At 64.1% G+C, this 21,108-nt stretch carries 17 protein-coding genes; 5 read left to right on the forward strand and 12 right to left on the reverse strand.

Going from position 1 to position 21,108, the window contains the following annotated elements:
• Positions 1 to 62 precede the first annotated feature (62 nt).
• The 3 genes from IYW40_RS08470 to IYW40_RS08480 form a co-directional block, all read right to left on the reverse strand.
• Positions 63 to 452: an SgcJ/EcaC family oxidoreductase gene (locus tag IYW40_RS08470; protein WP_196400241.1), complete on the reverse strand. Its 390-nt coding sequence runs from the start codon at positions 450 to 452 to the stop codon at positions 63 to 65.
• A gap of 25 nt (positions 453 to 477) precedes the next feature.
• Positions 478 to 1,782, reverse strand: coding sequence for a UDP-glucose/GDP-mannose dehydrogenase family protein (locus IYW40_RS08475; protein WP_196400242.1), 1,305 nt, complete (start codon positions 1,780 to 1,782; stop codon positions 478 to 480).
• A 146-nt stretch (positions 1,783 to 1,928) separates the two neighbouring features.
• Positions 1,929 to 4,223, reverse strand: a complete 2,295-nt coding sequence (locus tag IYW40_RS08480) for an NADP-dependent malic enzyme (RefSeq protein ID WP_196400243.1) — start codon at positions 4,221 to 4,223, stop codon at positions 1,929 to 1,931.
• 287 nt (positions 4,224 to 4,510) lie between these two features.
• On the opposite strand from IYW40_RS08480, the gene IYW40_RS08485 reads away from it, so the two are divergent.
• On the forward strand, positions 4,511 to 5,437 hold the full coding sequence (locus IYW40_RS08485) for a hypothetical protein (protein ID WP_196400244.1): 927 nt from the start codon (positions 4,511 to 4,513) through the stop codon (positions 5,435 to 5,437).
• Between the two features lie 137 nt (positions 5,438 to 5,574).
• On the opposite strand, the gene IYW40_RS08490 is transcribed toward IYW40_RS08485, so the two are convergent.
• Entirely contained in the window at positions 5,575 to 6,591 is a 1,017-nt protein-coding gene (locus IYW40_RS08490) for a DUF3616 domain-containing protein (protein WP_196400245.1), read from the reverse strand.
• Positions 6,592 to 6,712: 121 nt separating this feature from the next.
• Here IYW40_RS08490 and mutS point away from each other — a divergent pair, with 121 nt between their 5' ends.
• Both mutS and IYW40_RS08500 read left to right on the forward strand, forming a co-directional pair.
• Positions 6,713 to 9,394 carry a DNA mismatch repair protein MutS gene (gene mutS / locus IYW40_RS08495; RefSeq protein ID WP_196400246.1) on the forward strand — a complete coding sequence of 894 codons (2,682 nt, stop codon included), beginning with the start codon at positions 6,713 to 6,715 and terminating at the stop codon, positions 9,392 to 9,394.
• A 241-nt stretch (positions 9,395 to 9,635) separates the two neighbouring features.
• Positions 9,636 to 10,058, forward strand: a complete 423-nt coding sequence (locus tag IYW40_RS08500) for a hypothetical protein (protein WP_196400247.1) — start codon at positions 9,636 to 9,638, stop codon at positions 10,056 to 10,058.
• A 194-nt stretch (positions 10,059 to 10,252) separates the two neighbouring features.
• Here the strand turns inward: IYW40_RS08500 and rsmD are convergent, their stop codons facing one another.
• Together rsmD and IYW40_RS08510 are read right to left on the reverse strand one after the other, a co-directional pair.
• On the reverse strand, positions 10,253 to 10,810 hold the full coding sequence (rsmD, locus tag IYW40_RS08505; protein ID WP_196400248.1) for a 16S rRNA (guanine(966)-N(2))-methyltransferase RsmD: 558 nt from the start codon (positions 10,808 to 10,810) through the stop codon (positions 10,253 to 10,255).
• Between the two features lie 3 nt (positions 10,811 to 10,813).
• Positions 10,814 to 12,631, reverse strand: coding sequence for a pseudouridine synthase (locus tag IYW40_RS08510; protein ID WP_246720724.1), 1,818 nt, complete (start codon positions 12,629 to 12,631; stop codon positions 10,814 to 10,816).
• A gap of 228 nt (positions 12,632 to 12,859) precedes the next feature.
• On the opposite strand from IYW40_RS08510, the gene IYW40_RS08515 reads away from it, so the two are divergent.
• Positions 12,860 to 13,306, forward strand: a complete 447-nt coding sequence (locus tag IYW40_RS08515; protein WP_196400250.1) for a nucleoside deaminase — start codon at positions 12,860 to 12,862, stop codon at positions 13,304 to 13,306.
• A 107-nt stretch (positions 13,307 to 13,413) separates the two neighbouring features.
• On the opposite strand, the gene IYW40_RS08520 is transcribed toward IYW40_RS08515, so the two are convergent.
• Together IYW40_RS08520 and IYW40_RS08525 are read right to left on the reverse strand one after the other, a co-directional pair.
• Positions 13,414 to 14,277, reverse strand: coding sequence for a patatin-like phospholipase family protein (locus IYW40_RS08520; protein WP_196400251.1), 864 nt, complete (start codon positions 14,275 to 14,277; stop codon positions 13,414 to 13,416).
• Positions 14,274 to 15,158, reverse strand: a complete 885-nt coding sequence (locus IYW40_RS08525) for an alpha/beta hydrolase (RefSeq protein ID WP_196400252.1) — start codon at positions 15,156 to 15,158, stop codon at positions 14,274 to 14,276. The genes IYW40_RS08520 and IYW40_RS08525 overlap by 4 nt, the downstream gene beginning before the upstream one ends.
• 207 nt (positions 15,159 to 15,365) lie before the next feature.
• Here IYW40_RS08525 and IYW40_RS08530 point away from each other — a divergent pair, with 207 nt between their 5' ends.
• The gene (locus IYW40_RS08530) at positions 15,366 to 15,950 is read left to right on the forward strand and encodes a carbonic anhydrase (protein WP_175094991.1); all 585 of its coding nucleotides are present in this window, start codon (positions 15,366 to 15,368) and stop codon (positions 15,948 to 15,950) included.
• Between the two features lie 126 nt (positions 15,951 to 16,076).
• On the opposite strand, the gene IYW40_RS08535 is transcribed toward IYW40_RS08530, so the two are convergent.
• The 4 genes from IYW40_RS08535 to IYW40_RS08550 are packed head-to-tail and all read right to left on the reverse strand — an operon-like array spanning position 16,077 to position 20,996.
• Positions 16,077 to 16,418: a rhodanese-like domain-containing protein gene (locus tag IYW40_RS08535; RefSeq protein ID WP_196400253.1), complete on the reverse strand. Its 342-nt coding sequence runs from the start codon at positions 16,416 to 16,418 to the stop codon at positions 16,077 to 16,079.
• A gap of 17 nt (positions 16,419 to 16,435) precedes the next feature.
• Complete coding sequence (locus tag IYW40_RS08540; protein ID WP_175094993.1) at positions 16,436 to 16,789, reverse strand: carboxymuconolactone decarboxylase family protein; 354 nt, start codon at positions 16,787 to 16,789, stop codon at positions 16,436 to 16,438.
• Positions 16,786 to 20,022 (reverse strand): efflux RND transporter permease subunit, encoded by a 3,237-nt coding sequence (locus tag IYW40_RS08545; RefSeq protein WP_196400254.1) that lies wholly within the window; start codon positions 20,020 to 20,022, stop codon positions 16,786 to 16,788. The genes IYW40_RS08540 and IYW40_RS08545 overlap by 4 nt, the downstream gene beginning before the upstream one ends.
• Positions 20,019 to 20,996, reverse strand: a complete 978-nt coding sequence (locus IYW40_RS08550; protein WP_196400255.1) for an efflux RND transporter periplasmic adaptor subunit — start codon at positions 20,994 to 20,996, stop codon at positions 20,019 to 20,021. Before IYW40_RS08550 ends, IYW40_RS08545 begins: the two co-directional genes overlap by 4 nt.
• Between the last annotated feature and the right edge of the window lie 112 nt (positions 20,997 to 21,108).

Below are 21,108 nucleotides of genomic sequence, written 5' to 3' on the forward strand. Positions count from 1 at the left end.
TATCCCGAAATCAACTCGCGGCGCAGTAGCTGCGCGAAACGACTGTTGCAAATCTTTTCGGCTCAGGATTTTTCCGCAGCCAAAAGATTTGCGTCTCTGGCCAGCCGCCATCGCCCATCGGCTTCCTTGCGTAGAATCGTCAACGTATTTCCGGTCCGATGCAAAGGCGCGCCTCCGTCTCTAGGCGTCGCCGTCATCTCGATGTAACTGCGCATATAGGCCCAGTCGCCAAAAATGCAGAGCTCCTGGATTTCGCTGCGTGCCTCGATCGCGACGTTCTTCATGTTTTTCGACGCGGCGACGAAGGCCTCCTTGCCGAATGGCTTTCCCCCCGGCGTCAAAAAAATCACGTCATCCGTCATCAGATCGATCAACGCTGTCAGGTCGCCCGCTTTGCTGGAGACCATCCACGCATCGACCAATTCGCGAATGGCTCTTTCGTCGTCCGTCATTTCGCAAATCTCCGCGTGATTCTTCTCACGTCCGTCCGACGCTCACATAGGTGAAGCCGCGCTTGCGCACGTCGCCGGGGCGATAGACGTTGCGCAGATCGACGATGATCGGCTGCTTCAAGAGGCTCCTGACCCGATCGAGATCAAGCGCGCGAAAAGCGTCCCATTCGGTGACGATGGCGAGCGCGTCGGCGCCTTCCAGCGCCGAATAGGCGTTGTCGTGGAAGGTGACCTCCGGCATCAGCGGACGCGCCTGCGCCATGCTCTCGGGGTCATAAGCATGCACCTGCGCCCCGTCGCCGGCGAGTGAAGCGACGATGGCGAGCGAAGGCGCGTCGCGCATGTCGTCGGTGTTGGGCTTGAAGGCCAGTCCCAGGAGCGCGATCTTCTTGCCGCGTACCGAGCCGCCGAGCGCGTTGATCACCTTGCGCGCCATCGCCCGCTTGCGCGCGTCATTGACGGCGACCACCGTTTCGACGATGCGCAGCGCCGCGCCTTCGTCCTGTCCGGTTTTGATCAGCGCCAGCGTATCCTTGGGAAAGCAGGAGCCGCCATAGCCTGGCCCGGCATGCAGGAATTTCCCGCCGATGCGCTTGTCGAGGCCGATGCCGCGCGCGACCTCCTGCACGTCGGCGCCGACCTTTTCGCACAGATCGGCGATCTCGTTGATGAAGGTGATCTTCGTCGCCAGAAAAGCGTTGGCCGCGTATTTGGTGAGCTCCGACGTGCGCCGCCCGACGAAGACCAGCGGCGGCGCGTTGAGCGACAGCGGACGATAGATTTCCTCCATCACTTCTCGCGCGCGCGGATCTTCGACGCCGATGACGACGCGGTCGGGGCGTTTGAAATCCTCGATCGCCGCGCCTTCGCGCAAGAATTCAGGATTGGAGACGACGGTGAAATCGGCGTCCGGATTGACTTCGCGCATGATGCGCTCGACTTCGTCGCCGGTGCCGACGGGGACGGTCGATTTGTTGACGATGACCGTGAATCCCTCGAGCGCCTTGGCGACGGTCTGTGCGGCGGCGTAGACGAAGGACAAATCCGCATGACCGTCGCCGCGCCGCGATGGCGTGCCGACCGCGATGAACACCGCGTCGGCGCCTTTGACCGCCGGTTCGAGTTCGGTGGTGAAGGAAAGGCGGTTCTGTTCGACGTTATTGGCGACGAGTTCGTCGAGGCCGGGCTCAAAGATCGGAATCTCGCCGCGCTTCAGGCGCTCGATCTTGGTCGCGTCGGCGTCGACGCAAATGACGTTATGGCCGAAGTCGGCGAAACAGGCCCCCGAGACCAGACCTACATAACCAGAGCCAATCATCGTAATGTTCATCAGCGTCAGTCTCTTGCTTCATGTGCGATCGCCTCCCAAGGGAGGTCGCGCGGGGAAGCCGCGCGGGTGGGGGTGAGCAGGGTGCGGGACGCGCGGTTCACCCCACCCCGCGCCTACGGCGCGACTCTACCCATCAAGGGGGTGGGTCATCCGCCGACGCCGAAGGCGGCGAGCGCCGCCATATTGACGATCTCCGTGTCCGTCGCGCCGAGTTGGACGATTTGAACCGGTTTGTCGAGTCCGACGATCAGCGGACCCATGACGGTCGCGCCGCCCAGTTCCTGTAACATTTTTGTCGAAATAGCCGCCGAATGAAACGCTGGCATGACAAGGACGTTCGCCGTATCGGTGAGTCGCGAAAACGGATAGGCGCTCATGAGATCCTTGTTGAGCGCAATGTCCGCGCCCATCTCGCCCTCATATTCGAAATCGACGCGCCGTTGGTCGAGAACGTTGACCGCCTGGTGCACGCGCGCCGTGCGCTCGCCCGGCGGATAGCCGAATGTCGAAAACGCCAGCATGGCGACCCGTGGCTCGAGTCCGATGCGGCGCGCGACGCCGGCCGCCTCGATGGCGATTTCGGCCAGCTCGTGGGCGTCGGGCATTTCGGTGATCGCCGTATCGGCGACGACGACGACGCGGCCGTTGGCGAGAATGATCGACGCGCCGATGACGCGGTGGCCGGGCTTGTGGTCGATGACGCGGCGCACGTCTTCAAGCGCGTGGGAGAAATTGCGCGTCACGCCTGTCACCATGGCGTCGGCGTCGCCCTGCGCCACCATCGCTGCGGCGAAATGATTGCGGTCCTGATTGATCAGCCGTTGGCAGTCGCGCATCAGAAAGCCCTTGCGCTGCAGGCGCTCGAACAGGAACTGCGCATAGACCGCGTTACGGTTCGAGAGTTTGGCGTTGTGGATTTCGATCTCCGCGGGAAGTTCAAGGCCGGCGTTTTCCGCCGCCTCCTTGACGCGATCCTCCCGGCCGACAAGCACGGCGCGTCCAAAGCCCTGGTTGACGAAAGCGAGCGCGGCGCGGATCACCTGCTCCTCTTCGCCCTCGGCGAAGACGACGCGCTTGGGATCACGCCGCACGCGTTCGTGAATGGTCTGCATCAGCCCGGCGATCGGATCGCGACGCGCCGATAGCTCGGCGCGATAGGCCTTCATGTCGACGATGGGGCGGCGCGCGACGCCGCTGTCCATCGCCGCCAGCGCCACGGCGGGCGGAATGATGGAGATGAGGCGCGGGTCGAACGGCGCCGGGATAATATAGTCACGGCCGAAACGCGGCCGGGCGCCACGGTAGGCGTTGGCGACTTCGTCCGGCACGTCCTCGCGCGCGAGATCGGCGAGCGCCTTCGTCGCAGCGATCTTCATCTCCATGTTGATCGTCTTGGCGCGCACGTCGAGCGCGCCCCGGAAAATATAGGGAAAGCCGAGGACGTTATTGATCTGGTTGGGATAGTCCGAACGCCCGGTGGCGATGATCACGTCGGCGCGCGTGGCGCGCGCTTCTTCCGGCGTGATCTCCGGGTCGGGATTGGCCATGGCGAAGACGATCGGATTGTCCGCCATGCCGCGAAGCATGTTCGGCGTCAGGGCGCCCTTGACGGAGAGGCCGTAGAAGATGTCGGCGCCTTCCAGCGCCTCGGCGAGCGTTCGCGCTGTGGTGTCGACGGCGTGCGCGCTCTTCCACTGGTTCATCCCCTCCTGGCGGCCGCGATAGACGACGCCCTTGGTGTCGCACAGGATGACATTGCGCGGATCGAAACCCATGGCTTTGGCGAGATCGAGACAGGCGATGCCGGCGGCGCCGGCGCCGTTGCAGACGAGTTTCGCCGATCCGATGTCGCGGCCTGTCAGCAGCAGCGCGTTGAGCATGCCGGCGGCGGAGATGATCGCCGTGCCGTGCTGATCGTCATGAAACACCGGAATGTCCATGAGGTCGCGTAGCCGCTCCTCGATGACGAAACACTCCGGCGCCTTGATGTCTTCGAGATTGATGCCGCCGAATGAGGGGCCGAGATACCGCACGGCGTTGACGAATGCGTCGACCTCCTTCGTATCGATCTCGAGATCAATGGAATCAATGTCGGCGAACCGCTTGAACAGCGCGGCCTTGCCTTCCATCACTGGCTTCGCCGCCAGCGCGCCGAGATCGCCGAGCCCGAGGATCGCGGTGCCGTTGGTGATGACGGCGACCATGTTGCCGCGGGTCGTGTAATCGAACGCCGCTGAAGGATCCTTGGCGATGGCGAGCACCGGCGCGGCGACGCCCGGCGAATAGGCGAGCGACAGGTCGCGCTGAGTCGCCATCGGCTTCGAGGCGATGACGGCGAGCTTGCCGGGCCGGCCGCGCGAATGAAACAGCAGCGCCTCCTTGTCCGATATCGTCGCGCGCTGTTCCCCTTCCGCCCGATTACCCGCCATGTCGTCGGCCATCTCCGCCCCTTTGCTGTTGCGACGCAACACGCCGACCATAACCGGAGCGTGGCTGCGTCCACAAGCGTTTGCCGATCAGGGCGGCCGCGCAAAGCGTCACGGAACAATGACGAAGCGTCAGCGGTTTAGGGCATGCGCGGCTGTCCAGCGGCGGCTTAGGTCAGGATTCCGGGCAGCAGCGGTCGAAGCGGAGGTTTCAAAATGAATGGCATCATTTATCTCGTCGGACTCATCGTCGTCGTCCTGGCGATTTTATCATTTCTTGGCCTGCGCTGAGGAGACGGCAGATGACTGACTACGTGCAAACGGGGCTCAACGTCAGGCCGTCGCGCGGCGAAGCCGCCGCCGTGGCGGCCGCCGAAGACATGTCTGGCCGGTCGACCAACACCGATTGGGCGGCCATCATCGCCGGCGCAACGATCGCCGGAGCAATTTCCTTCATCATGGGGGCGTTCGGTTCGGCGATCGGCCTGTCGATGACGTCGCCTTATGGCGGCGCGTCCTTGATCGTGCATCTGATCGCATTGACGCTCTGGGTGCTCTGGATCACCGTTTCGAGCTTTGCGGTCGGCGGCTACGTCACGGGACGGCTGCGCCGGCGCGCCGGAGACGTTACGCCAGAAGAGGTGGAAGTGCGCGACGGCGTCCATGGTCTGGTGCTCTGGGCCGCGGCGATCGTGGTGTTCGCGCTGATCGCGGGCGCTTCAATCTTCCAGCTCGCAAAGACTGGCGTTTCCGCGGCGGCGTCTGCAGAAGGCGCGAGAACCGAGACGTCAGCGCTTGCGCCCACGGTTACGCCGGTCGAAGAGCGGGTCGATTTTCTGATGCGCGGCGATGGCGACGTGAGCGCACGGGGCGTGACGATGCCGGCCGAATATCCGCGCGCGATCGTTAAACGCATCGTCGAGCGCGGCTTGGCGACAGGCGAAATCTCCGGAGAAGATCGCGCCTATCTCGTCAATGTTCTCGCTTCTCGCTCCGGCCTCGCCCCGCAGGAAGCGGAAAGGCGCGTGGATCTGAGCGCCGAACGCCTGCGTGAAGATCAGGCGAAGGCGAAGGAGACGGCCGAGACTGCGCGCAAGACCGGCATCCTGCTCGCCTTCCTTTCTGCAGCGACGATGCTCATCGGCGCGGTGGCGGCGTGGTACGGCGCGACGCTTGGCGGACGCCATCGCGATGAAAACGTCGGCGTCGCGGCGTTCTCTCGCTTCTAAGTGGAGGTATGAAATGTTCCGGTCTGTCTTGCTGTGGATGCTCGGGATTCCGATACCGATCATCATCCTGCTGGCGCTGTGGCGCTAATCCGATGCGATGAGAAAGCCCCGGAGGCGCGTGCGTCCGGGGCTTTCTCTTATGGCCTGCGGGGAATGTTGAAGACCAGCGGCGCGCCGTCTTCGCCTCCATCCGAGAGCACGAGCAGGCGATAGCGTCTCGGGTTCAATTCGAGCAGGGCAAGGGCTTCCGGCTTGATAGGTGCGCCTTTCTTCCCTAGCGGAGCATTCTGCAGGTCGAGCGTTGCGAGTTCTTTTGGCTGCACCGCCACGCCAGTCGTCAGTCCGCGCAACTCGACGATCGAATAGTCCGCTGACGATTCGGCGTCGCTGGGCCCAACAAGAGCGAGCGCCACGCCGTCCGCGATTGCGAGATCTCGAAAGCCCTTGTTGGCGCCTAAAGGAACCGTTGCGAGAGAGGGTCTAAGATCGCCCCCCTCGAAAAGAGCCCTTGCATCGACGCTGACGATGTAACCGTTTCCTTCCACATTCGGCGCGCGCAAGGCGAAAAGCAGCCGCCCATTCGCCGCCGCCATGCCCTCGATGTCGATGCGGTTGCGACCCGGCGCCTTGTCGCAGCGGCAGTCGCCGGGAACGGCATAGGACGCAAGTTCGGGAAGGCCGCGCATCGCGTCCCATAAGCGCTCGCTGTGCGCCATCGTTCCGATATGGCCGTTCTCGTCGGTCGTCAGCCGGTAGACACGTCGGCTGTCAGAATTGTCGCAGCATGTTTGGCGCTTTGCGGCGTGAGATCCGGCCACGTAAAAATAGCCGCCGTCGACGGCGGCAGATTCGGCGTCGAGCTCCTTCTCCACGCCATCGAATTCGAAGGGCTCCCCGACATAGACCAGCCGCTCGCCGTTGATGCGCATGAAGGCGCCCTGGCGGCCTTCATCGACGGCGAGCACACATATGCCGCTCGTTCCGCAGGCAAAGCCGCTGAACGCTTCATTCGCCCTTTTCGCCGCAAAGGGGTGTTTGTCGACCTGCCACGGGATTGGCGATTCTGGCGCGACGCGCTGCGCGGCGAAAGCGGCCGAAGAAAGCCAAGCGGCGGCGGCGGCAAGCACAATAGGGCGATAGATGGCGGCGATCATCGACGTCCCCAATCCCAATCAGACAAACAAGAGCCGAATCTAGGCCCGGGCGGACGCGTCGTCCACATGCAAGCGCATGCCGCGCGTGGCGCTTGCGCCGCGACGCCGTTACACTGGCTGGATGAAACACGCAGCGCCCGTTCCTGCTCAAAATCTCAATATCGAGGCGCAGACGCGCGTGACCCCGATGATCGCGCAATATATCGAGATCAAGGCGGCGAACGCCGATTGCCTGCTCTTCTATCGCATGGGCGATTTCTACGAACTGTTTTTTGAAGACGCGCAGACAGCGTCGCGCGCGCTCGGCATCATGTTGACAAAGCGTGGCAAGCATCTTGGCGAAGACATTCCGATGTGCGGCGTGCCGGTCGAGCGCGCCAACGACTATCTGCAAAAGCTCATTGCGCTCGGACATCGCGTCGCCGTCTGCGAGCAGATCGAAGACCCGGCGGAAGCCAAAAAGCGCGGGGCGAAATCGGTGGTGCGGCGCGACGTCGTACGGCTTGTCACGCCCGGCACGATCACCGAAGACGCGCTGCTTGATCCCACGAGGCACAACGCCTTCTTGGCGATGGCGCGCTTGCGCGGGGAGGACGGGCGCTGGCGATACGGCCTGGCAAGCGTCGATATTTCGACGGGCGCCTTTACGGTCTGTGAGCGCGAAGAGAATGCGCTCGGCGCCGAGATCGCGCGTCTGGAGCCTCGCGAAATCATCGCCGTCGACGCGCTGTGCCGAGACCCATCGCTTTCGACGCTCTTCGAAGGCGCCGGCGCGCCCATCGCGCCGATCGGCCGCGACATCGGCGACGGCGCCGACGCGGCGCGACGCCTCATGGCGTTCTACACTGTGGCGACGCTCGAAGGTTTTGGCGCCTTCAGCGACTGTGAGCTCGCCGCCGCCGCGACGGCCATTCTCTATGTCGAGCGCACGCAAAAGGGACAGCGCCCGGCGCTTTCGCGCCCAACAAGTCTGCGCGCGCTGACGGCACTTGAAATCGACGCGGCGACGCGCGCCAATCTCGAACTGACGCGCACGCTGTCCGGCGCGCGCGAGGGCTCGCTGCTTTCGGTCGTCGACCTCACCGTCACGCCTGGCGGCGCCAGGCTCTTGGCCGAGCGGATCGCGGCGCCCTTGACTGACGCGCGATTGATCGCGGCGCGTCTCGACGCCGTCGCCTGCTTTTTCGAAATGCCGGATCTGCGCGCCGCGCTTCGCGCGAAGCTCGCGCGCGCGCCGGATCTTTCTCGCGCCTTGTCGCGTCTTTCGTTGGAGCGCGGCGGCCCGCGCGATCTTGCTAGCGTCGGCGTCGCGCTGGACGCTGCGCGGGACATCGCGGGTCTTTTCGCGCAGCTCGATCCCCCAATGGAGATCGCTGCGGAGGCCCAAACGCTTTCTCAAGCCGACATCGCGCTGGCCGGCGAAATCGCCGCAGCCTTGAAAGATAGCCTGCCGCTCGACAGGCGCAACGGCGATTTCATTCGCGAAGGACGCGACTCCGAGCTGGACGAAGCGAGACGGTTACGCGACGCAAGCCGCAAGGTGATCGCCGAGCTGCAGGGGCGATATGCCGAACTCACCGAGACGAAGCTCAGGATTAAGCACAATAATTTTCTCGGCTTTTTTCTCGAAGTTTCGCTGGCGAACGGCGAAAAGCTGCTGCGGCCGCCTTTCGACGCGACCTTCACGCATCGCCAGACCATGGCCGACGCGATGCGTTTCTCGACGCGCGAACTCGTCGAACTCGAAGCGAAGATCGCTTCGGCCGCCGATCGCGCTCTGGCGCGCGAATTGGCGATCTTCGACGCGCTGGTCGCAGACGTTTGCGCGCGCGCCGACGACCTGCAGCGTCTCGCCGAGGCGTTCGCGCGGCTCGATCTCTACGGCGCGCTCGCCGAAGTTGCAGAGAAGCGCGGCTGGACGCGCCCGCTGATCGACGCCTCGCTGCATTTTGAGATTGTCGGCGGACGCCATCCCGTCGTTGAAGCTTCGCTGCAGTCGCACGGCAAGGCATTCGCCGCGAATGACTGTGATCTTTGCGGAACGGAGGGCGGCCGAATCGCTGTCGTCACCGGGCCGAACATGGCCGGCAAGTCGACCTATCTGCGTCAGAACGCGCTCATCGCGCTCCTGGCGCAGACGGGCTCCTACGTTCCCGCGCAGTCCGCGCGCATCGGCGTCATCGACAGGCTGTTCTCGCGTGTCGGCGCCTCTGACGATCTCGCCCGTGGTCGCTCGACCTTCATGGTCGAGATGGTCGAAACTGCGGCGATCCTGAACTGCGCGAGCCCGCGTTCGCTCGTCATTCTCGATGAAATCGGTCGTGGCACGGCGACATTCGACGGACTTTCTATCGCCTGGGCGACGATCGAACATCTGCACGAAGTGAATCGCTCGCGCGCGATCTTCGCCACGCATTTCCATGAATTGACGCAGCTTGCGAAGCGGCTGCCGCGCCTCGTCAATCTGACGATGAAGGTGACCGATCACGCCGGCGATGTGGTGTTTCTGCATGAGGTGATCAAAGGCGCGGCCGACCGCTCCTATGGCGTGCATGTCGCGCAGCTCGCGGGATTGCCGGCGAGCGTCGTCGCGCGTGCGCATGCGATCCTCGCAGAGTTGGAAGCGGCCGATCGACGCGCGCCGGTCGAGACCTTGATCGACGATCTGCCGCTCTTCGCACGCCTCGCTGAGGCGTCGGCGCCGAAGGACGCATTGCGCGACGCGCTTCAAGAGATTGATCCAGACCAGATGACGCCGCGCGAAGCGCTCGCCGCGCTCTATGAATTGAAGAAGAAGCTTTGACGCGTCTTTGTGGTTTGAAGCCAAGCTTCAAGGCTCGTGACTAAGTCGCAGACCGCGCTGCGTTCGAAGCACACACTCAAATCCATCGAGCCTCGTTGCGTTCTTCCATCGACGGCGAAGCATGTCGAACGAAGGCGCAAGGATCGGGGCTATACGCCGGCGCCGCCTGCGGCCTTTGCTCAGCATGTCCGTCTCTGATCCGACGGCGCCATCAAACTACTCTGACATCGGAGAACCAGTCATGATTCTCGTGTTGATCTTCGTCGGCGTCGCTTTGGCGGCAGGCGGCGTGCTCTCATTGCTCGACGGACAGTTCAGGGTCAGCAAGGTGACGGCTGTCATGGCCTTCGTCGGCGGATTGATCATGGTCGTTGGCGCTGAAGCCGGACTGATCGGCTCCAGCTCGTCCTTCTTCAAAGCGCAGCAGATTAAAACGTCGGCCTGCGAATTGGACGGCGAGTCGGCATATCCCGAAAATCGCCGCTTGGATCCAAATCACCTGATCCGCAAATATATTTTGGGTTGCATGGCGCAGTCAGGCTATGCCTGGACAAGCGCTCACGAGCACTGCAAGGAAGCGCCGCTCGCAACAAATCCGCTGTGCTATTTGCCAACCGGCCTTTTCGATCGCGCGGTGACGAAAGTCCAAGTCGCCTTTGAGTGATTCAAAAATCCGTTTGAACGGAACGGCTGTCATTCCCGACGCGCGCGAAGCGCGTGATCGGGAATCCAGCGCACGACCAGCATTCTTGGACCGGCTCTGGATTCCCGGTCAGGCCTTCGGCCTGCCGGGAATGACAAGGTCCAAGCGACGGATCAGCCCGAGTCCATATGAGAGTGTAGCGCTTCCTTTGAGCGCTAACGAATATAGCGCGCGAAGACGAATTGCGTGTCGCCGTAGCGGCGTTCGTCTTCGCGCAGCAAATTCGGCGGCAGGTCGACTTGCGCCTTGGCGCTTTCTTCGACGACGACGATCGCGTCCGGCGCAAGCCAGTCGCCATCGACAAGCGCGATAAGCGCTTGCGTCGCGAGATCCTTGCCGTAAGGCGGATCAAGAAAGGCGAGCGAAAACCTTTCGCCCGCCGGCGCGGCGCCGAGCTTGGTGGCGTCCCGGCGAAAGATGCGCGTGACGCCGCCAAGTCCCAGCGCTTCGATATTGGCGCGCAGCAACGCGCGCGCCTCCGCGCCGTCGTCGACGAAAAGCGCTCGCGCCGCGCCGCGCGACACGGCCTCGAGTCCGAGCGCGCCGGCGCCGGCGAAGAGATCGACGACATTTGCGCCCGCAACCGGATCGCCGAAGCGATGCGCGAGAATGTCGAAAACGGATTCGCGCAGCCGTTCGGACGTTGGTCGAATCGCCTGCGAACGTGGTCCCGAAAGCGCTCGACCGCGCAGGGCGCCGCCAACGATGCGCATGGTCTATGCGCCGCGCGGCTTGCGTGGTCCCTTCGGCGGCCCTTTGCGCGGTCCCTTGAAGGGCCCTTTGGGCGGTCCTTTGCGCGGCGCGCCTCGACCGCCAGCGGGACCTCTGCCTGGTCCGCTGCGTGGACCTTTGTGCGGGCCCCGAGATGGTCCGCCGCTGCGCGAGGGCCGCGCATCTCCGCCCGAGCGGGGCTGATCGAATTTGCGTTCGCGAGTGGCGCGGTCGCCAGCTGAAAATTCGCGCTCGCCGCTGCGCGCCGGGCGCTTGTCGAATGTCCGTGGCCGCTCCTGGCGCGTCGCGCTGGCGCCGCGCGTGTCCCGTCGCGCCTCGTCCCCGTCGCGACGCGGCGGACGCTTTTCGAACCGCGCGTCATCGCGATTGGCCGCGCGATAATTTCTCTGACCGCTCGCGCGGTCGTCCGGCCGCTTCTCGAATCGCTGCGTGTTGCGCGGGCGTTCGTCTCGCCCCTCGGCGTTCCGCTCGCGCGGCGCTCGCGTCGCCGGACGCGCCCCGCGCTGTTCGTCGAAGCGCGGCGTACGGCGCTGTTCGGGCGCGGCCCGCTCATCGCGGCGGCGCCCGTCCTCGCGCAGGAAACGCTCGCCGCGCGGCTTGCTGTCGCGCGATGGGCGTTCGGATCGCGCCTTCGGCTGGTGCGGCGCGCCATCGGCGCGCATCGCATCGAAGCGTCGGGCGTTGCGCGAAGGCGCAGCCGTCTCGTCGCGCCGCCGCGTCGGAGTCACCCGCTCAACGGCGACGGCGCGGCCCTTGCGATCGGCGACCGCGCCGCGCGTCACGCGCGCCCGCGGTCCGGCGTCGCGGCGCTCGTCCTGCTCTTTGCGCAGCGTGGAGACATGTTTGCGCGGACGCTTCTCGGCGCGCGCACGAATCTCCTGCTGCTCCGCCGGCTCCTTCTCGCGCAGCGGCGCGGCGAAATCGACGCCGGCGAGTTCAGCAAGCGATTTGCCCAGTTGCTCGCGCAGCATTTTCAATCGCACTTCTTCGACAGCGCCTTCCGCGAGATCGCCGAGCTGGAAGGGTCCGTATGAGACGCGAATGAGCCGCGTCACGTCGAGCCCGAGATGCGCCATGACGCGCTTGATCTCGCGGTTCTTGCCTTCGGTGAGGTTCATCGCGATCCAGACGTTGGCGCCTTGCTCGCGTTCGAGCCGCGCCTCGATCGGCGCATAGTGGATGCCGTCGATCGTCACGCCGTCGCCCAATGAATCGAGCTGCGCCTGATCGATCGCGCCATGCGCCCGCACGCGATAGCGCCGCGTCCAACCGGTCGCGGGCAATTCGAGCGTGCGCGCGAGGCCGCCGTCATTGGTGAGCAGCAGCAGCCCTTCGGTATTAATGTCGAGCCGGCCGACGCTGACGAGCCGCGGCAGGTCCGGATGGCGTTCCTCAAGATAAGAGAACACCGTGGCGCGGCCTTCTTCGTCGCGCGCGGTGGTGACATAGCCGGCGGGCTTGTGGAACAGAAAGAGTCGCGTGCGCTCGCGCGCCTGCATTGGCGCCCCGTCGACCGTGATCTTGTCGCTGTCGCTCACATTGAAGGCGGGACTCGTTTGCACGCGACCATTGACGGCGACGCGGCCTTCCGTGATCCAACGCTCCGCGTCGCGGCGCGAACAGACTCCGGCGCGCGCCATAACCTTGGCGATGCGATCGCCTTCAAAGGCGCCTTCGCGGGGCGCGGGCGCAGGCGCAGCGACGCGCTGCTTGGCAGGGGACTTGGCAGGGGACTTGGCGGGGGACTTGGCGGGGCGCTTGCCGCGCGCGCTTTCGGGGTCGCGCGCGGCGGGTTTGTCCAAGCGAGGTTTGTCGAAGCGAGGTTTCTCAAGGCGAGGTTTGTCGAAGCGTGGCTTTGCTGGCCTCGAGTCTTCGCGCCCGGCGTGTGCGGCCGGCGTCTTCTTGGCGGGCCGGCGCAAGGGCCGATCGCCGCCGGGGGAGCCGGCGCGGGTATTTCGGTTCTTTTCAGTCATGGGTTCTGATAGCAGGCGGCAAGCGCGCTTTGAAGCGCGATCGCTGAAGAGATACAAATGAATGGCACGGACCCTTTCAGCGCCGCCTTCGAGCAGGCGCGCGCTGCGGCGGCGGCAGGCGAAGTCCCGGTCGGCGCAGCGCTTATGCGCAATGGCGAAATCATCGCCGCCGCCGGAAATCGCGCGCTGCGCGATCGCGATCCGACGGCGCACGCCGAAATGCTTGTGATTCGCCAAGCCTGCGTCGCACTCGGCTCAGAGCGCCTCGTCGACTGCGACCTCTATGTGACGCTCGAGCCTTGCGCCATGTGCGCGGCTGCCATTTCCTTCGCGCGCATTCGGCGGCTCTATTATGCGGCAAGCGATCCGAAGGGGGGCGCCGTGGAGAACGGGCCGCGGTTTTTCTCGCAGCCGACCTGCCATCATCGGCCGGAAGTCTATGGCGGCATTCGCGAAAGCGAGGCGGCGCAGCTCCTTCGCGAATTCTTTCAGGCGCGGCGCTAGAGCGTGGCTCGCGAAAAAGTGGAATCTGGTTTTTCGCGTAAAGCGCGCTCTGATTTAAGGGATGGAGCAGGATTCACGTTTGAGGCGGATCGCATCTGCGATCGGCTTCAAACGATCTTGCTCCGAGCCTCTAATCGCAGCGCCGCCTGCGCCAGTCCCTGGCGCAGCGTGTCGCGGCAGGCGTCGCCGGCGGCGAAAATGCGCGACGCCTTGAAGAGGTCCAGCGCGAGATATTGATGCACTTCCGGTCGGATGAGCACGTCGGGCGGCCGCTCGGCTATCATGCGCGAGCTGATCGCGTTCATCATGATCTGGCTCGCGACGATCATCGTCTCGAAGGCGGACGGCGGCCCCTTGCCAGTCTCGACGCCGAAATTGCCGGAGACGTCGACGGCGATGACAATGTCGGCAAGGCCCCAGAGATGGTCATAAGGAAGAGGATTGACCAATCCGCCATCGACGAAATAGCCGTGATCGCTCGTGGCGGCGCGCACGATGCCCGGAATAGCCATCGACCCAGCCACGGCGGGACGCAATGGTCCCGTGGCGAAGACCGCCTCGACTCGGCGACGAAAATCGGTGGCCACGACCTGCAGCGGAATGCTTAGATCCTCGAACCGTTCCGGCATGCCTTCGGGCCAGAAGGCGTGAAGAAAGCGCTCGCCGTCGAACAGCAGCGGATGCGCGACGCGGGAAAGAAGCCGCTTTCGCCCCCGCGCCCGAGCGTGAAGCAGCCGGCGCGCGAGTCCGATGCGGTTCTTGAGAATCGCCTGAGTGTGGGCGCGCAGCGCCGCGCCCGAGAAGCCCGCGGCGTAAGCGGCGCCGACGATGGCGCCGATCGAGGCGCCGGCGATGGCCACCGGCCGCACGCCCAGTTCATCGAGCGCTTCGAGCACGCAGATATGCGCAAGGCCGCGCGCGCCACCGCCGCCAAGGGCGAGCGCGACGGTCTTGCCGCGATAGAGGCTCACAGGAAATTTTCCAGGACGGCAAGCGTCTCCGCCGGCGCCTCTTCCATCGGATAAAGGCCGGACTCGACGCGCGCCTCGGCGATATCGTCGCCCCATTCGCGCCACGCGTTGAGAAGCGAAGGGCCGTCCGCCCGGAAGCTCGCGGCGCCGGCGACGATGAGCGTGGGCATGGCGAGGTTCTTGCCATCCGCCTTGTCGGCCGCAAGATGCTCGCGATCGATCGTGGCGCCGGCGCGAAAATCCTCGCAGAAGCCGTGAATGCGCGCCGGGTCGTTGAAGGCCTGGCGATAGGCGGCGAGCGCGTCCGCGCCGAACGGCTCCAGCGACTTCGCCTTGGTTGCGTTCATCAGCGCGTCATCCAGAAAGCCAATCGGATCGAGCCCGATCAGCTCTTCCGGCTTGGGCGCGTCAGCCGCCAGGAAACGCGCGCGTCCGACCCGCTGCAAATCCGCGTCGCCGAAATCATCGTCGATCGGCGCGATATTGATGAGCGCCATCTTATCGAGCCGACCGGGCTGATCGAGCGCGAGGCGTTGGCCGACGCGCGCGCCCCTGTCGTGGCCGATGAGCGCGAAACGCACATGGCCGAGCGACTCCATGACCGCGACGACATCGGCGGCCATTTCGCGCTTCGTATACTGCTCGCCCTTCTCGCTCGCAGGAACCGCCGACCAGCCATAGCCGCGCAGATCCATCGCAACGACGCTGAAGCGCTTAGCGAGCGCCGGCGCAATTTTGCGCCAGGCGACATGCGTCTCGCCGAACCCATGCAACAGAACCACGGGACGGCCCTCGCCGTGGACGCGGGCGAATATCTTTCCAGCCGGCGCATCGATCCAATGCGAAGCGAAACCAGGAAAAAAATCTGCGGAATCGGACATGCGTTACAATCATCTCCCTTAGACCTGCGCATCTGCGTGAACGTTATACAGTATCAGCGCAGACGCTCTCGGAATATATATCGCTGATCGTCAAGCGACTATGTCACGAAGATCGTCCGCCTTGTCTGCTTGAAAAGGAAGCTGAAGCGCTTCAATGTTGAGGAAGGTCAAAAAGCTTCGAAACAACACGGGCAACGGGAGAGACACATGGCAAGCCAGATCGTCAACGAGGTTGTAACGGCGAACAATGCTTACGCCGCCAATTTTGGAAGCAAGAGCGAACTTGCGCTGCCGCCGGCGCGCGGTTTTGCGATCCTGACCTGCATGGACGCGCGTCTCGATCCCGCGAAATATGCCGGCCTGTCGGAAGGCGACGCGCATGTGATCCGCAACGCCGGAGGGCGCGCATCTGATGATGCGATTCGCTCGCTCGTCATTTCTCACAAGCTGCTCGGCACCAAGGAGTGGTTTGTCATTCACCACACCAATTGCGGCATGGAGCTCTTCTGCGACGAGATCATGAGCGACTTGCTGGATGATAATCTCGCGACGGCGAGTTTCGACGGCGAGAACTGGTCGAACCCGCAACATGGCGGCGGCTGTTCAGCCGGCCATTTCATCAAATGGCACACGATCGAGAATCAGGAGGAAAGCGTCGCGCAGGACGTCGCGCGCATCCGTTCGCATCCGCTGGTGCCGAAAAACATCCCGATCTACGGCTACATCTATGATGTGAAGACCGGCAAGATTAACGAGGTCACGGAAGCGACCAAGGTCGGGAAGGCGGCGTAACCCGCTTCAGGCTGAGTTCCGACGCTTCGCTTGGCGAAGCGATCGCGACTTACGTGATATCTGGATCCCCGATCGCGCTACGCGCGTCGGGGATGACAGTTCGTGCAGGTCAACCCGCCGGGTTGCCTATTCCACCGCGCCGCCGCGGGCGCGCCAGCCGCCAGTGCCCGGCGCGTAATGGCGAAGATCCTTTCGTCCGGCGCCCTGCGCCTGCGCGAGCGCCTTTGCCGAACGCCCGCCCGCCTGGCAAATGAGGACAACGTCGCCCTTCGGAAGCTTCGTCGGATCGAAGCTCGACAGCGGCATGTTCTTGGCCCCCGGCACATGCCCGGCGCCATATTCATGCGGTTCGCGCACATCGACGATGGCGCAGGATTTGTCCGCCACGACGCGGCAGAAATCATCATGCTCGATCGTCGGCGTCGCGCCGCCGTCCCCGAGTTTCGATAAGAGAGAGCCCAGAGCCATTGTTCGTTCCTTTCTTCTCAGGCCTGCTGTTCGGCGTCGAACTGTGCGAAGGCGGCGAGCGCGTGGCTCGCATACATCACCGACGGTCCGGCGCCCATGTAGATGCTCATAGCGAGCGTCTCCATCACCTCCTCGCGCGTCGCGCCACGCTGTGACGCGGCTTTGGCGTGGAAAGCGATGCAATCGTCGCAGCGAACCGCGACGCTGACCGCAAGCGCGATCAGTTCCTTTGTCTTGGGGTCGAGTGCGCCTTGGGCGCCCGCAGAGATCGCCATCGCCGAAAAGGCTTTCATCACCTCGGGCGAGCCGACGCGCAATTCTCTTATGTCGGCGGAGAGCTTCTTGGCGAGCGCCGCCCAGTCTTCGATCATGAGGCCCTCCTTGTGAGTTCGTCGTCGCGCAAGACGACATAGATCGCGGGGATGACAAGCAGGGTCAGCGCCGTCGATGAGGCGAGGCCAAAGACCAGCGAAATGGCGAGGCCCTGAAAGATAGGGTCGGTGAGGATAAAGGCCGCGCCGATGATCGCCGCGGCGGCGGTGAGAAATATCGGCTTGAAGCGGACGGCGCCCGCCTCGATCAGCGCCGCGCGCAAGCTCATGCCGCCGGCGCGCAAATGCCGGATGAAGTCGACGAGCAGGATCGAATTGCGCACGACGATTCCGGCGAGCGCGATAAAGCCGATCATCGAGGTGGCGGTGAAGGCGGCGTTGAACAAGATATGGCCGATGACGATGCCGACGAGCGTCAGCGGCACCGGCGCAAGGATCACGAGCGGCAGTTTGAACGAGCCGAACTGCGCGACGACCAGAAGATAGATGCCGAGCAGCGCCACCATGAAGGCTGCGCCCATGTCGCGGAAAGTGACATAGGTCACCTCCCACTCGCCGTCCCAGAGCAAAGTGGGTTTGGAATCATCGAGCGGCTGGCCGTGATATTTGATCGTCGGCGGACCTGAGGCGCCCCAATCGATTTTATTGATCGCGTCTTCGACCGCGAGCATCCCATAGATCGGCGCTTCGAAACGTCCGGCGACCTCGGCGCTGACCATTTCGGCGAAGCGGCCGTTATGCCGGAAAATCGGATAGGAGCCGAGTTCGCGCGTCGCCTTGACGACGTCGCCGAGCTCGACATTAGCGCCCTGACGCGCCGTGCCGCCGGCAGGCAGCGGCGTCGACAGGATGCGTTCGCTCGGCGTCATGGCCCCTCGCGGCAGCGCCACGGTAATATCGATGGGCTTCGCGCCGCCGCCCTTTTGCGAAAAGCCGATCTTCACGCCGCCGACCAGAGCGCCGATCGTGTCGTAGACGGCGCGCTCTTCGACGCCGTGATATTCGAGCGCTTCCTGATCAATCTCGAAGCGCAGGCGCTCGGCGCGCTGGCCGAAGCTGTCGTCCGTATCGACGACGAAATCGACCGCGTCAAAAGCCTTGCGCACTTTCGCCGCAAGATCGCGCCGCGACTGCGCGTCCGGACCATAGACTTCGGCGAGCAGCGTCGACAGCACGGGCGGGCCCGGTGGCACTTCGACGACCTTGATCGCGGTATGCTCCGGCGCGGGCAGGCCTTCGAGCCGCTTGCGAATGTCGAGCGCGATCGCATGGCTCGCGCGGCTGCGCTCGGCCTTCGGCTGCAGATTGATCGCCAGATCGCCCATCTCCGGCGCCTTGCGCATATAATAGTGCCGCACCAGACCGTTGAAGTTGAACGGCGCGGCCGCGCCCGCATAGGATTGAACCGAGGTCAGCTCCGGAATGTCCTTCAGGCGATCGGCCGCCGCCGTCAGCACCCGATCCGTTTCTTCGAGCGAAGCGCCGCGCGGCAGATCGACGACGACCGCGATCTCCGACTTGTTGTCGAACGGCAGCAGCTTTACGCGGACGGTTTTCGTCACGAAAAGCCCCATTGAAAGAAGCGTCGCGATGCCGACGGCCGCAAGAAACCATTGCGAGCGCTTGCGGCCCTTCAGCAAGGGCGTCGCCACGCGCACATAGAAATTGCCCATGGGGCCGCGTTCATGCGCATGATCGACGCCGTCGCCGCGCTCCTGCGCGAAACGTTTGCCGGCGACTTTGAGCAGAAGCCAGGGCGTAATGGTCATGGCGACAAAAAAGGAAAAGATCATCGCGAGCGAAGCGTTCGCGGGGATGGGGCTCATATAGGGCCCCATCAGACCCGAGACGAACATCATCGGCAGCAGCGCGGCGACGATGGTGAGCGTCGCGACGATGGTCGGATTGCCGACTTCCGCCACGGCTTCCACAGCCGTGTCGATCAGGCTGCGGGAGCCGCGCATATGCCAGTGGCGCACGATGTTTTCAACGACGACGATGGCGTCGTCGACCAGAATGCCGATCGAGAAGATGAGCGCGAATAGACTGACGCGATTGATCGTATAGCCCATCAGCCATGAGGCGAAGAGCGTGAGCAGAATGGTCGTCGGGATGATGACGAAGACGACGACGCCCTCGCGCCAGCCGACCATCACCACGATGAGCGCGACAATCGAGACGGTCGCAAGCGCGAGATGGAAAAGCAGCTCGTTGGCCTTCTCCGTGGCCGTCTCGCCATAGTCGCGCGTCACCGCGATCTCGATGTCGTCGGGGACGATGCGGCCCTTGACCGCCTCCAGCCGATGCATGATCTCGTCGGCGACGATCACGGCGTTGGCGCCCTTGCGCTTGGCGATGGCGATGCTGACGGCGGGACGCTTATCAAGGCCGCCGGCGGCGTTGCGGGTCATTGTCCAGCTGAGCCGGTCGGGCTCGGCCGCGCCGACGCGCACATCGGCGACGTCTTTTACATAGACCGGTCGCCCGTCTCTTGTGGTGAGGAGCAGCAGGCCGACATCGGGAACGCCCTGCAAGGTTTGGCCGGCGACGACCGGCACGGCGCGATTGGCCTCGCGAAACGCGCCGACGAGAAAGGAGCGGTTGGCGTTGGTCAGCTTGTCGATGAGCTGATTGAGCGTCATCCCATATTGCGACAGGCGTTCTGGATCGGGCTCGACGCGGATCTGATTGGGGCTGCCGCCGACGATATAGCTCAGGCCGACGTCATTGACCTTGGTGAGGTCGTGCTGCAATTCCTCGGCGACCTGATAGAGGCCGTTGTCGGTCCATCGATCGGCGCGCTCCGGCTTCGCCGACAGCGTCAGCACGACGATCGCCACGTCATCGATGCCGCGGCCGATGATCAGCGGCTCGGGAATGCCCTTCGGCAATTCGCCGATATTGGCGCGTATCTTGTCGTGAATGCGCAGCACGGCGTTGTCCTGCGGCGTGCCGACAAAGAAGCGCGCCGTGACGACCACATTGTCGTCGCGCGTCTGCGAATAGACATGCTCGACGCCGTTGACGCCCTTGATGATGTCTTCGAGCGGGCGCGTGATGAGTTCGATCGCGTCTTCAGCCTTATAGCCGTTGGCCGACACCATAATGTCGACCATCGGCACGGAGATCTGCGGCTCCTCCTCGCGCGGCAGCGAGCGCAGCGCGATCAGTCCGACGAGGATCGAGGCGAGCAGCAGCAGCGGCGTCAGCGGCGAATTGATGAAGACGCGCGTCAGCGTTCCCGAAATGCCCGGGCGAAACTCTGCGCTCATGGCGTCGACACCACGTCGCCGTCATGGAGGCCGGAAAGAATCTCGACGCCGTCGCCGTGCGCTTCGCCAAGCTGAATGACGACTTCTTCGCCGGAGGCGAGTCGGACGAAATCCACGCCGGCGCGTCGATAGACCGCGTTGCGCGGGATGATGATCGTGTCACGCTTGCCCGTCGTGACGTAAACCCGCGCCCGTTCGCCGACGAAATAGTCGCCGAGCCCTACGACGTCGACGTCGGCGATGACGCGGCCGCCCTGAATTTCGGGATAGACGATGCGCACGCGACCCTGCTTGCGTCCGCCGCCCGCCTCTTCGTGCAAGCCGCGCGCGCCGATCTCCACCTTGTCGCCGGCGCGCATGAAACGCGCGTGACGTTCGGGCAATTGCAGACGCAGGATATATTTGTCTTCGGCGATGGTCGCGATGGTTTCGCCCGGCATGACAACGCGGCCGACGGAAACCGGAATGGAGAGGATGCGGCCAGGCCCCGGCGCGCGCACCGAGCCTTCCGCCGCCTGCTGTTCGATCACGCTGCGATCGGAGCGCAGGGCCGAGAGGTTGCGGTCGGCGACGTCGAGCGCGGTTTTCGCGTGATCGAACAGCGCCTTGGTATAGACTCCGCGCCGAAACAATTCCTGCGCGCGATCGAAATCGCCCTGCGCCTTGTCGCGCTGCGCCTGCTGAGAGCGGATGCGCTGATCGAGCGCCTGAACCTGCAGAAAAAGTTTCTGATCGACGATGGAAGCGATCTCCGCGCCGCCGGCGACGTCATCGCCCTCTTTGATCTTGAGTGCGCTCACGGTGCCGCCGATGCGGGCCCGCGCCGTCAATTGATGCGCCGGCTCCACCGAAGCGACGACCGCCTTGAGGTCATCCACCGGGGCGACCCGGATCACAACCTCTCCGGCGTTCGCGCCCGAGGAATAAGTCAGCGCTGCGAGGAGCGCCGTCGGCGCGAGATAAGAGCGGCCCATCTGTCCCATGCGCCTATTTATATGCATAAAACGTAAATTAGCAACTGCGAATTTATGCGCGTGCGGATCTTGTCGCTATAAAAGCGGAAAGGGCGGCGCGCCGCCCTCGAAC

This window comes from Methylocystis sp. H4A, from assembly GCF_015709545.1.
Lineage (GTDB): Bacteria > Pseudomonadota > Alphaproteobacteria > Rhizobiales > Beijerinckiaceae > Methylocystis > Methylocystis silviterrae.